Annotated in this window: 8 protein-coding genes; all 8 read left to right on the forward strand. The window is 31.7% G+C overall.

Translation table 11 applies throughout. The annotated features are described in order from the left end of the window. Positions 1–70 precede the first annotated feature (70 nt). The 8 genes from rpiB (at position 71) to IMX26_RS13810 (ending at position 12,816) form a co-directional block, all read left to right on the forward strand. Positions 71–511, forward strand: a complete 441-nt coding sequence (gene rpiB / locus IMX26_RS13775) for a ribose 5-phosphate isomerase B (RefSeq protein ID WP_195158951.1) — start codon at positions 71–73, stop codon at positions 509–511. 27 nt (positions 512–538) lie between these two features. Continuing rightward, positions 539–1,774: a serine hydroxymethyltransferase gene (gene glyA, locus IMX26_RS13780; protein WP_195158952.1), complete on the forward strand. Its 1,236-nt coding sequence runs from the start codon at positions 539–541 to the stop codon at positions 1,772–1,774. 171 nt (positions 1,775–1,945) lie between these two features. Then, a complete protein-coding gene (upp, locus tag IMX26_RS13785; RefSeq protein ID WP_195158953.1) occupies positions 1,946–2,572 on the forward strand; it encodes a uracil phosphoribosyltransferase in 627 nt (208 codons plus the stop codon). Next, positions 2,572–3,021: a cytidine/deoxycytidylate deaminase family protein gene (locus tag IMX26_RS13790; RefSeq protein ID WP_195158954.1), complete on the forward strand. Its 450-nt coding sequence runs from the start codon at positions 2,572–2,574 to the stop codon at positions 3,019–3,021. Before upp ends, IMX26_RS13790 begins: the two co-directional genes overlap by 1 nt. A 67-nt stretch (positions 3,022–3,088) precedes the next feature. Next, positions 3,089–4,546 (forward strand): IMP dehydrogenase, encoded by a 1,458-nt coding sequence (guaB, locus tag IMX26_RS13795; protein ID WP_195158955.1) that lies wholly within the window; start codon positions 3,089–3,091, stop codon positions 4,544–4,546. 99 nt (positions 4,547–4,645) lie between these two features. Next, positions 4,646–6,673: an elongation factor G gene (gene fusA, locus IMX26_RS13800; RefSeq protein ID WP_195158956.1), complete on the forward strand. Its 2,028-nt coding sequence runs from the start codon at positions 4,646–4,648 to the stop codon at positions 6,671–6,673. A gap of 189 nt (positions 6,674–6,862) precedes the next feature. Further along, positions 6,863–9,556 carry a hypothetical protein gene (locus tag IMX26_RS13805; RefSeq protein ID WP_195158957.1) on the forward strand — a complete coding sequence of 898 codons (2,694 nt, stop codon included), beginning with the start codon at positions 6,863–6,865 and terminating at the stop codon, positions 9,554–9,556. A gap of 581 nt (positions 9,557–10,137) precedes the next feature. Beyond that, positions 10,138–12,816, forward strand: coding sequence for a hypothetical protein (locus IMX26_RS13810; protein WP_195158958.1), 2,679 nt, complete (start codon positions 10,138–10,140; stop codon positions 12,814–12,816). Positions 12,817–13,479 lie beyond the last annotated feature (663 nt).

Below are 13,479 nucleotides of genomic sequence, written 5' to 3' on the forward strand. Positions count from 1 at the left end.
TAGCTATTACTTACGTTATAATTAACACGTATTTTTAATAGTTAAAGAAATCTTTAACCGAGGTGAAGATATGATAGCAATTGGTAGTGACCATGGAGGAATTATATTAAAGAAAAAGATAATCCAGTGGTTACAAAGTATAAACTATCAAGTAGAAGATTATGGCACATTCAGTGATGAATCTGTAGATTACCCAGACTACGCCCAAAAAGTTTCTAAAGCTGTGGCTGAAGGCTCGACTGACTTGGGTATACTAATATGTGGAACAGGTATTGGCATGGCAATCTCTGCCAACAAGGTAAAGGGTGTAAGAGCTGCTAATGTTTCAGATACCTTTTCAGCTAGAATGTTTAAAGAACATAATAACGGTAATGTAATATGCCTAGGTGCAAGAGTTTTAGGTGATGAGTTAGCTAAGGATATAATACTGTCATTTTTAAATGCCTCTTTTGCAGGTGGTAGGCATACAAGAAGAGTTGATAAAATAATGGCATTAGAATCAAAAAACTAAACTATTATAAACAGGGAGGATTATGAAATGAGTATTTTGCAACAAGTAGATCCAGCTATTGCTAAGGCAATCGAAGAGGAGCTAAATCGACAGCGTGGAAACATTGAGCTAATTGCTTCAGAAAACTTTGTAAGTCGTGCAGTCTTAGAGGCTCAAGGTTCAATTATGACCAACAAATATGCCGAAGGTTATCCCGGAAGAAGATATTATGGTGGTTGTGAAGTAGTAGATATAGCTGAAAACTTGGCAAGAGATCGTGCTAAAGAACTGTTTGGAGCTGAGTTTGCTAATGTTCAGCCTCACTCTGGTTCTCAAGCAAACATGGGCGTGTATATGGCTGTATTAAAGCCTGGTGATACAATTTTAGGTATGAGCTTAGACCATGGTGGACACTTAACACACGGTTCTCCAGTGAACTTCTCTGGAACACTTTACAATATTGTAGCTTATGGTGTTAATCCAGAATCTGGTATGATTGATTACGAAGATGTACGTGAAAAAGCCCTAGAGCATAAACCAAAAATGATTTTAGCAGGTGCTAGTGCCTATTCAAGAACAATCGATTTTAAAAAGTTTAAAGATATTGCGGATGAAGTTGGAGCCTACTTTATGGTAGATATGGCTCATATTGCTGGCTTAGTAGCTGCTGGTTTACATCCAAATCCAGTAGAGTATGCTGATTTTGTTACTACAACTACCCATAAAACATTAAGAGGCCCTCGTGGTGGTATGATTTTATGCAAAAAGAAATATGCTAAAAAAATTAATAAATGCATTTTCCCTGGTATTCAAGGCGGTCCTTTAATGCATGTAATTTCAGCCAAGGCTGTTTGTTTCCAAGAGGCATTACAGCCAGAGTTTAAAGAATACGCTCAACGTGTAATTGATAATGCTAGTGCCTTAGCAGAGGGGTTAATGGAGCGTGGCTTTAATATTGTATCTCATGGTACAGATAACCACTTAATGCTTGTTGATCTTCGTAGTAAAGGTGTAACTGGTAAGGTAGTTGAAAAAGCCCTAGATCAGGTTGGTATTACTGTAAATAAAAATACTATTCCGGACGACCCTGAGAGTCCATTTGTAACTAGTGGTATTAGAATTGGTACACCTGCAGTTACAACTCGTGGCATGGGTGTTGCAGAAATGAAGGAAGTTGCAAACTTAATTGCAGATGCTATAGAAAACTTAGATGATAGTGTTGCTTTAGCAAACGTTTCTAAGAGAGTAAGCAATTTATGTGCTCGTTTCCCATTGTATGCTTAAAATAATAATCTAAAATAGCCCACCTTGTAAGGTGGGCTATTAAGATAGTTAGGCACTTAAACTAACTTATATATTGCAACAATTTTAATTATAATGTAACTGTAAATAGTAGTAATATACCCATCATACTATGGTGGGTATTATATTAATAACTAAAAAGAGGTGTATTAAATGAAAGTTCATGTACTAAATCATCCCTTAATTCAACATAAGCTAACATATATTAGAGACATTAATACAGGCAATAAAGATTTTAGAGAATTGGTAGATGAAGTAGCAACGCTTATGGCATACGAAGTTACAAGAGATTTGCCACTTAAAGACCATGAGGTACAGACCCCAGTGTCAATGGCAAAAACAAAAGTTATTGCTGGTAAAAAGCTGGGAGTTGTACCCATTTTACGGGCTGGTATTGGTATGGTAGATGGCATACTTAAGCTTGTTCCACATGCTAGAGTTGGACATATTGGGCTGTACCGCGACCCTGAAACCCTACAGCCAGTTACCTATTACAGTAAGTTTCCTTCAGATATAACTGAAAGAGATTTTATTATAGTAGATCCAATGTTAGCTACTGGTGGCTCAGCTATTGCAGCCATTAAAGAATTACTAAAATTGCAAGCAAAATCAGTTAAACTTATGTGTTTAATTGCAGCTCCTGAGGGCATTAAAGCAGTAAATGAGGCCTGTCCAGAAGCTGAGATTTATGTGGCATGTGTAGATGAAATGTTAAATGATCATGGTTATATTGTACCTGGTTTAGGTGATGCTGGTGATCGTTTATTTGGAACAAAATAATGACAAATCGACCAGATTGGGATACCTATTTTGCTGAGATAACTCAACTTGTTGCCAAAAGAAGTACCTGTTTACGTCGCAAAGTTGGGGCAATACTGGTTAAAGAAAAAAGAATATTAGCTACTGGCTACAATGGTGCTCCATCGGGCTTAAAGCATTGCAGTGAAGTTGGCTGTATTAGAGAGCAACGAAATGTGCCCTCTGGGCAAAGGCATGAACTCTGTAGAGGGCTTCATGCAGAGCAAAATGCTATTATTCAGGCAGCTTTAGCTGGTGTTAGTATTAACAATAGCTCAATTTATACTACAACATATCCCTGTGTGCTTTGTGCAAAGATGTTAATAAATGCAGGTATAAAAGAGGTAATCTACTTAACTACCTACACAGACGAATTATCCAAACAATTATTAACTGAAGCAGGGGTAACATTACGACATTTTGCTATATAATTACTATTTGTCGTTGTTATTGTTTGTGTTATAATAAATCAATTAACCAGGGAAGGGGCATGTAAAGGTGAACTTTAATGATAAATTTGGTAAAGAAGCATTAACTTTTGACGATGTATTATTAGTTCCGGATCACTCGGAGGTATTACCAAATGAAGCAGTTACTACTACGCGTTTAACTAGAAATATTAAACTGCATATACCCATTGTAAGTGCAGCAATGGATACAGTTACCACTTCACGTATGGCAGTTGCTATGGCTCGTGAAGGCGGTTTGGGAATAATTCACAAAAATATGACTATAGCAAGACAAGCAGAAGAAGTTGACAAGGTGAAACGATCTGAGCATGGTGTTATAGTTGACCCTGTTTACTTAACAGCTGAGCATACTTTAGGAGATGCTGAGATGTTAATGAGTAAGTATAGAATTTCAGGCGTTCCTATTACTGAGGGTAAAAAGCTAATAGGGATTATAACCAATCGTGATATGCGTTTTGAAGAAGATATGAGCAAGCTTATTTCTGATGTTATGACCAAAGAGAACTTAATTACTGCCGGAATGGGCACGACACTACTTGAAGCTAAACAAATACTACAAACCAACAAAATTGAGAAACTACCTTTGGTTGATGAGGACTATAATCTTAAAGGTTTAATTACAATAAAAGACATAGAAAAAGCTAAAAAATATCCCCTAGCAACAAAAGATAAACAAGGTAGGTTATGTGTAGGAGCTGCAATTGGCGTTAGTGGAGATTCATTAGAAAGAGCTAAAGCACTTGTAGAGGCAGGTGTTGATGTCTTAGTTATTGATACAGCACATGGCCATAACCAAAACGTAATTAATCAAGTAGCACATATCAGGAGTTTATTTAAAGAGGTAGATATTATTGCTGGTAACGTAGCTACAGCTGAAGCAACAAAGGCGCTAATTGAGGCGGGTGTTGATGCCGTAAAGGTTGGCATTGGCCCAGGTTCAATTTGCACAACCAGAGTAGTTGCTGGTATTGGGGTTCCTCAAATTACAGCTATTTTTGATTGTTCACAAGAGGCCCATAAACATGGAGTACCTATTATTGCAGATGGTGGAATCAAATATAGTGGAGATGTAGTTAAGGCCTTAGCAGCAGGTGGAGATACCGTAATGTTAGGTAGCTTATTAGCTGGTGCTGAAGAAAGTCCTGGGGAAACAGTTATATACCAAGGTAGAACATTTAAGGTTTACCGTGGCATGGGTTCATTAGGAGCCATGAAAGAGGGTAGTAAAGACCGTTATTTTCAAAACGATACCCAAAAATTTGTTCCAGAAGGAATTGAGGGAAGGGTACCATATAAAGGTCTTATTTCAGATACAATTTATCAACTTATTGGTGGCTTACGAGCTGGTATGGGTTACTGCGGCTGTAAAACAGTTAAAGACCTGCAAGAAAAAGCTAAGTTTGTTCGTATAACAGCAGCTGGCTTAAGGGAAAGCCACCCACATGATGTTCAAATTACCAAAGAAGCCCCAAATTACAGCATCTAATTTTAATTACTAAAAAAATCATGCAGGAATAAAGCAAAGTTTGTTGAAAATAAATAGGTATGTATTTTATCTGTTATTGAATAAAGGGAGGCAAACGGAGTGAAGAATTATTCCACAGAAAACATTCGTAATATTGCTCTAATATCACATAGTAGTGCTGGAAAAACATCTTTAGCAGAAGCTATGTATTATAATACAGGAGCTGTAACTAGACTAGGTAGAGTTGAAGATGGAAATACAGTTTCTGACTTTGATTCTGAAGAAACAAAACGAACTATTTCTATTAACACAGGAATTGTGCCTTGTGAATGGAATGGTAAAAAAATTAACGTGCTAGATACCCCTGGTTACTTTGACTTTGTTGGTGAAGTTAAAGCTGCTTTAAGAGTTGCTGATGCTGCAGCAGTAGTAGTTTGTGGTGTTTCAGGAATTCAGGTAGGTACTGAATTAGTATGGCAATATGCTAATGAGAATAAACTACCCAAAATTGTAATAGTTAATAAACTAAATCGTGAAAATGCAAACTTCTTTAAAGTAGTTGAGCAATTACGTGATGAGTTTGGAACAAGCGTAGCTCCACTTTATGTTCCTATAGGAAAAGAAGATAATTTTAATGGTGTGTTAAACATCTTAACTAATAAAGCTTATGAGTTTAGTGGAAATGGCCGTGAGGTTAAAGAAATTGAGGCTCCAAGCGATTTGATAGATCAAATGGAAGAATACCGCACACAGCTTATTGAGGCTGTTGTAGAGCAAGATGATGAGCTAATGATGTTATACCTTGAGGGAGAAGAAATTCCCGATGCGGATTTAATTAGTGGCTTACAATCAAGTGTTAAGGCTGGCTCTGTTGTTCCAGTATTAGCAGCGGCTGCTACAAAAAATATTGGTATTCAGCCAATTATGAATTCAATTGTTGATTTATTGCCAGCACCAGTAGCTAATGAAGATGCCAATGGTCAACCAGCTGCCTTAATATTTAAAACTATGGCTGACCCATATGTAGGTAAAATCAACATTTTCCGTGTATTCTCTGGTGGAATTACTGCCGATACACAATACTACAATGTTAATAAAGGAAATAATGAGCGTTTAGGTTCAATTTTCTTGGTATGTGGTAAAAACCAAATAAATGTTAAAGAATTATGTGTAGGTGATATAGGTGGTGTTGCTAAACTCAATGATACAGACACCAATGATACCTTATCTGTTAAGGGCTCTGATTTTATAATTGACCCTATTCAATTCCCAGACCCAATCATCTCTAGGGCTGTAGAGGCAGATGCTAAAGGTGCTGAAGAAAAAATAGGTACTGGCTTAGCTAGGCTACAAGAAGAAGATCCTACATTTACTGCTGAACGTAATACTGAAACAAGTGAAACAGTTATCTCTGGTATGGGAGATATGCACTTACAAGTTATTAAAAGTCGTTTAGCTGACAAGTTTGAAGTAGCTGTAACACTTAAGGCTCCAAGGATTCCTTACCGTGAAACAGTTAAGAAAAAAGTTGAATCAATGCATAAACATAAGAAACAATCAGGTGGTAAAGGTCAATATGGTCATGTAGTAATTGATTTAGAGCCTTTACACAGTGAAGATAAAGACTACGAATTTGTAGATTCTATCTTTGGTGGTTCAGTTCCACGTCAATATATTCCTGCAGTAGATAAAGGAATTCAAGAATCATTGGGCGAGGGTCCTGTTGCTGGTTACCCTGTAGTTAAAGTGAAAATTAACTTAAAAGATGGCTCTTACCATGACGTAGATTCTTCAGAGATGGCATTTAAAATTGCAGGTAGTTATGCATTTAAAAAAGGATTCTTAAATGCTAGTCCTATATTATTAGAGCCTATCTATGATTTAGAGGTAACTGTTCCTGAAGAGTACATGGGAGATATCATGGGTGACTTAAATAAAAAACGTGGTCGCATCATGGGTATGGAACCATCAGGACGCAAACAAATCATTAAAGCTCAAGTTCCATTAGCTGAAATGTCAAGTTATGCTACAGATTTACGCTCTATGACTCAAGGTAGAGGTTTATTTAAAGCCAATTTTGCTCGTTATGAAGAAGTTCCAGCTATGTTAGCTGAAAAGATTATTCAAGAGAGTCAAAAAGAAGAGTAAATAGTTAAATATTATGATAAAAAAACAACTCCTATTTAGGGAGTTGTTTTTATTTTATGATTATTTTATTAAAGTATTAAACTATTAAGTTCATATGATACAATGTTCTAGCCAGAATAATAAGATTTAGCATATTATTAAATTGAAAAACATAGTAAAATAAGGTTAATAGCGAGACGAGGTGTAAGTATGAAAAAAATAATACTATTAACAACTCTTATGATTATGTCAGTTCTAATGTTATCATGCGCTAATAACGCATTTACAGGAATAACTATGGAGGCTACACAAGTTATTGATCTTCGTAATAGTGAGGAAGCAGTCACACCCACACCCAAAGTTAAGCAGTTTGATTTACCTAAAGATTTTACCATAAAACAAGTAATTAAAAAGGAGAATTCCCGTGTTGAGTGGGATGGAAGGGATTATAGGTGTTCACTAGAACTATTGATTGGAGAAGATAGTAGAGCAATATTGTCATTTCGTAATCGACAGGATAGAGTTATGCATACATTGAAAAGCGATAACCCTATAATGACAGGCTATATTTATGATGAAAATAACATATTCTTAGTTAGCCACGCTAATGATAAGCTTCTATTAAAAAGCTATAATTATTTTGGTAAAAACACAAAGAATTATGAGTTTAATAATTTTAAACAGGGTGAAGATTATAAAATTATTGCCAGTGATGTAGATAGCTTTTACTTAACTTACAGTCTCAATAAGCAAATACATATTGATTCTTTTAAAATCAATAATCAAGAATTAAGCCTTATCAGTCGAGATAAACTTAGGCCAGATATAGTTAATATTTTTAGCGATAAAAACACAATCTTTCTGCAACGGCAAGCTAAGAAAGGGGATTGTATTGATATCTTAAATAAAAAATTAGCTGTGTTAGACATAGTAAAGATTGGTAGTGATAATGAGGTACTTGATATTAAGTATGAGTTTGATACAAAGAATGATTTTAAAAGTGTTAGCAACTTAAATATCTACCTGCAAAATGAAGATAAGGTAATGAAGCAAACCATTCCTCAGCGCAATAACTATAATACCCTTTATACCCATACAGTATTCGAGAATAAGGAGCTTGAATACAATTCTAAAAATGAGCTACACTACATAGTTTTTGATTATTATAGAGGTGTTTTTGAAAATGGTTGTATAGTAGAGATGAATTTTCCATTTATCTTAGATAACAATTATGGTGATATAAACTACTTACAACTTCCAAATGGTAAAGTTGTAAAAACAAACGAAGAATATGATTATTGTTCTTTATTGATAGCTAAAGATAATGATATAGCTAAAATGTTAAAAATAGATAATTACTATATAGGTTTAAATAGGCAAGATGAGGTAACTTATATTGACCCAGATTTTAAAGATTGCATATTAAATGAAACTTTTATTGGTGTGAAGTTAACTTTTGGTCAGGTTTTTTTCAATAAAGAAACTAATAAGGTATATTACTTTAAGATCCAGAATAATTCTATGTATCTATATAGTATAAATAGTAGTCGAGAAACTGAGCTAGTCTTAGATATTCCAGATAATATTTGGAGGTTAGCAGTTAATGTGAAAACTATGCCATATAAATTTTTTGCTAATGATCTAGGAGTAGCTTTATTAACTGAGAACACCTATGGATACAGAATGTGTTACTATGATTTTACTACAAAGAAGTGGCAGATTTTTAAAAAAGATACTGAAATAAGAAAGGATAAAAGCAAAATATACTATGAGATTGGAGATTTACAATACTGCTTTAACCAAGAGACAAAGCTATTTGAGCCTATGATCTTCCAGGGTAAAGAATACTATAACTGTTTAACTATAGACGATAAGATATATGTAGATGCAGAATATAGTAGTATTGAAAACGATTCAAATTGTATCTTATATAATTCTCCATATATAGAGTATAAAATTGGTAATGAGAATTTCAAAATCACTGATTATCAGACAATAGCTAATCATACTATAGTTAAGCAATATAAAACAGCAAACATTTATAGTATTGAAGATGACAGTTATCAAAAGCTTATTGATACAGCAGTGAGAAGGTATAGCATTTCTGAGCAGGGAATATTATACACTGGATTTGAAAATGATGTTAATCTGTATTATTATGATTTTGAGACAAAGCAGTTAAATATACTATACGAGGGTTTGGTGTATGATTTAGCTCTCAAGAATAACTTTGCTTATTTCATAGCCATTGAGGATAAAAATAAACTAGTTAAGCTTAATATTACTAATGGTCAAAAACAAGTATCAAAGCTCAGTGATACTGAGTTAAGTTTTCAAATAGGCGATAATTATTTAGCACTTAGTTCAAAAGATTTTAATTATATTAAGATATTTAGCTTGAGTGATTTAGAGCTTGTGGATACTATAGATGGCTTTTACTTTATCTGGTCAGAAGATAAATTATACTATAGCTGTGGTGGATATTTAGTGAGGTATAATGCCTTAAAAAAAACTATGACTTTAATTGATTATATAACTTATCCATTTACCTTAACTATAAAAGATAATTATCTCTATTATCTATGTTTTTACGATGCAGACGTACCTTTGTGTAGAACAAACCTAAATAAAGAAATTATCTTACCAAGAACTAAAACAGATTACTTATTGATTGAGATGGAAACAGATTATCTTCAAAGATTATTGCTTTATAATGTTAAAGAAAAGCGGATATCTGAAATCATTTGTAGTAGAAGTGTTGATTATAAAATTAAGGGAAGCACTATTCACTATAAAGGTAAGGGTTATAATGAAAATAATGACTGGCAACAACTAAAACTAAAAGAGGGTAGTGTTATTACCATTGTAGATAAAAAGGATTTATCAAGAACTAAAGAATACTAATATAACCGAACTTAGCTTAAGGCGCCCAGTGGGCGTCTTTTTTTATTAAGGTATTTGACTAATAACAGTTTTCTTTGGATCGGCGTATTAACAAAGTGACTTCATGTTACAAAGTAATACTGTTGTAGGGCGAACTTTGTGGTCAAGACCGATAAGTATTATTCTTAGGCAAATAAAGTTATTATGTTAAATATATGAAAAAAAATAATATTATGGTATTATTTATATATGAGTAAAAAAGGAGGTGCAAAATGAAATTTCTTAAACCACCTGTAAAAGTTAGTCCATTATATAGATGTGATATAGTTTGCTCAATAATACAAATACCATAAAATACTTTACTAAAGCATGTAGGGGCGCCCAGTGGGCGTCTTTGTATATTAACATATTAGTATGTCTAGGTTTGTTAGAGTATTGGTACTATTAAACTCTTCTGGTATTTATGAAAATCAACATTATTTAAGGTGGTTTTATTAGATTTATTACCACTATAATAAAATTAATCGGTATATACTCTTTTAATGTGGTATAATCAGCAAATATAAAAATAGTTTTATAAAATAAGGGAGAGAGTTAGGCTTATGAAAAAAAGGTATCTTATTGCCTGTTTACTTATCATTATTTTAGTTTTAACAACTGGATGTGAAAATAAAACACTTAAAAATGTAATTACTTTAGAGGCAACTAAAGAGATAGATTTAAGTCAAGGAAATATAGTTGGTGATGCTACAAAAACTATAAATGAACCAAGCTTACCTAAAAATTTTGAGGTTAAAGAGCTTATTAAGCAAAATAATGTTTTGATTGATTGGCATGGATATTATACTACTACTAATCTTAGTTTGGCTATTGGTAAGCAAAATAATGCCATTATATCTTTTTGCACTAATCTAGATAATCAAAAAGAAAACATAGAAATAACAACAGCTAATACTATCTTAACTGGCTATATATATGATAGTAATAATGTACTGCTAATAACAAGAGCTGATAATAATAAACTAATAATTGAGTGTTATAGCTACTACGGTGATAAAAGGGCTGAATACAAGTTTAATCATGTATCAGCTACAGATTATCAAACTATTTCTTGTGATATATATGCCTTTTACCTAACCTACAAACTTAATAATCAAATACATATTGATACATTTAAAATAAATGATAAAAGTATTACCTTAGTTGAAAAAAATAAGTTTCGAACAGATATTGTAGAAGTTTTAAGTGATAAGAGTACTATATTTTTAAAAAGGAAAACTAACAAAGGCTTTTATTTAGATATAACAAACAAACAGCTTGCAGTTATTGATATTTTAAAAGTAAATAAGAATGCTGAAATCTCTGCTATTAAATATCAGCGTCACGGAGAAGAATCAAAGCTTAAGCTTTACTTAAGAGAGTTAAACAAAATAAAAGAGTATGAAATAAAGCAAGAAAATAACTACTATAAGCTGTGCACCCACACCATTCTTGAAAGCAAAATAATAAAACAAGATGATAGGTATCAAAAACACTTTGTTATTTATGATAGTTATTATGGTATTTTTGAGAATGGCATAAAATGTGACTTAAAATATGACGATGTTTACGAAGATAGTTATAGCACAATGAATTTTTATAAAATTGAATCATGTGGCTATATTATTACTAATCATAACTATGATGTAAGCTATTTATTAACAAATAATGCTGATGTAGATAAGTTTATGAGAGTAAATGACTATTATGTTGGACTCAATGAAAACAATGAGATATGTGATGTTTATGCAAAATTTAGTTCAGAAGTCTTAAATGAAAAATTTTTAGGTGAGAAATTCGAAAACGGATTTGTGTTTGTTAATAAACAAAATAATAAGCTCTATTACTTAAATAAAGCAGATCAAGCAGTTTATAGTATTGATAGTAATAGAAATAAACAATTAGTAAGCCAAATACCTTCTGATATTTGGCAAAAAACAATAAATGAAAATACAAACTCATTAATATTTGCTGATAATAATATGGTTGTACTATTAAATACATTCGATACAATTCAAAGTAGCATTAATTACTATAATCTAAAAACTAAAAGTTGGCATTACATTGTTAGTGATTTTGAAATTTATTACCAAGAAGGTCAGGGTATATTGTATAACAAAGGTAGAGTATCTTATAAATTAAACCCTAAAACCAATAAGTTTGAGCGATATTATCGCAAATACCATGAGTATTATAAAAGCTTAATCGTAAACGATATTTTATATGTAAATAACAATGTCTGTTATGAAAATGATAAGAATATTGATATGCAAGCAAACTATGTTAAATATAAAACAAACAATAATACATATCGTATTATTGATATAAAAAAAACAGAATCTCATACAGTAATGAAGCAGTATTACACTGCTCAACTTTTAAACCTAACTAACAGCGGTTTCGTAAATCCTTTTAGTACTGCGGTAAGAGCATATGATTTATCTAAAGATGGTATTTTGTACACAGGATTTGGTGATGAAGCTATTCTATATTACTATAATTTTAAATTTGCTGAAGTTTCAACATTATATAATAAGGGTTTAATAGCTGATTTAGCTATAAAAGATAATTATGCTTATTTTGTTTCATTAGCAGAAAATAAGAGGCTAATAAAACTTAACATAACTACTGGTAAGTCTTTAGAAATACCGATTAATGATAAAGATATCACTTTTAAACTAGCTGGTAACTATCTTGCAATTTCTAGCATGAGAAATAACAAAATTAAAATAGTAGATATCAATGAATTTGCTGTTACAGATATTATAGATGGGAATAGTTTTATTTGGCATGACAATAAGTTAATATATGAATGTGGGGGATATTTAGTTAGTTATAATCCACTAACTAAACAAATGATAATAATTAAACATATTGGACACGCAAGTCCCTTTGTTATCCACAAAGAAAACGTCTATTACTACTTAAATGGTAAAGAGGAAAGACCAATAAGCAAAATTTCCCTAACTAATAAAATTAATTTACCAATAGTTAAAGATGTAGATTATATTTTAATTAAGTCTGATACAAACTACACATCAAATTTAATTATGTATGATAATAATCACAACAGACTTAATTTGATTGTAAGTGGTGCTAGAATAAAATATCAAATTAATAACAATTGTGTTAAGTACAAAAAATATGACTACGAAAATAACAAATGGCAGCAAGAATGGAACGAGTATAAGGTTGAAAGCAATAAAGTAATCAAAGAAGCATCAATAAATGATATTTATTAAAGGTAGTACAACAACTTATTTAATCTAGGAAAATAGTTAGAACTATTTTTCTAGATTTTTTTATTAAGTGATTAAAGAAATAGGAAATGCATTTAGCTAATTTAATTAGTAATATTAGTGTTATTAACTTAAAGATAAGTAAAGAGTGTAATGATTTAAATGTAAACAATGAGAAAAAATTTATAGCAATTTTAATTAGTAAATGATTAATTAAAAATAATGTATTGAAATTATAAAATAACATAAATTTTAATTTATAAAAATATTGTAATATTGTGTAAGTTTATGATATAATTTGAATGAAATTAATATTCAAGGAGGTCAATACTATGACATTTTTAAAATTACCTAACAAGAATCCAATTACTCTTGAATTTTGTTATTGGAAAAGAAAGTGCCCATTATTTGAAACAGTATAATAATTGAATAAATTTAACTAAAAACAACTTTAGTAAGTAGTAGAATAAAAGTAGGCATGAAAAAATCATGTCTACTTTTTAGCATCATAAATAAATATAAGTATTAATCTAAGTTATTACACAAGGCTCCAGTATGGTATTAAGATTTAAATAGAAGCATAATTTCTAATCGTATGATATAATATTTTGACCTAGTAAGTCTAAACATTAATTAAATTAGCACAAAAAGAACCGTCCCTAGAAT

Source organism: Clostridium sp. 'deep sea' (assembly GCF_014931565.1).
In the GTDB taxonomy this organism is placed as follows: domain Bacteria; phylum Bacillota; class UBA994; order PWPR01; family PWPR01.

What these genes read in the sequence shown, in the direction of transcription:
- IMX26_RS13810 (WP_195158958.1), top strand. Translation starts at nt 10,138, where the DNA reads ATGAAAAAAAGGTATCTTATTGCCTGTTTACTTATCATTATTTTAGTT.
- IMX26_RS13790 (WP_195158954.1), top strand. Translation starts at nt 2,572, where the DNA reads ATGACAAATCGACCAGATTGGGATACCTATTTTGCTGAGATAACTCAA.
- rpiB (WP_195158951.1), top strand. Translation starts at nt 71, where the DNA reads ATGATAGCAATTGGTAGTGACCATGGAGGAATTATATTAAAGAAAAAG.
- upp (WP_195158953.1), top strand. Translation starts at nt 1,946, where the DNA reads ATGAAAGTTCATGTACTAAATCATCCCTTAATTCAACATAAGCTAACA.
- glyA (WP_195158952.1), top strand. Translation starts at nt 539, where the DNA reads ATGAGTATTTTGCAACAAGTAGATCCAGCTATTGCTAAGGCAATCGAA.
- IMX26_RS13805 (WP_195158957.1), top strand. Translation starts at nt 6,863, where the DNA reads ATGAAAAAAATAATACTATTAACAACTCTTATGATTATGTCAGTTCTA.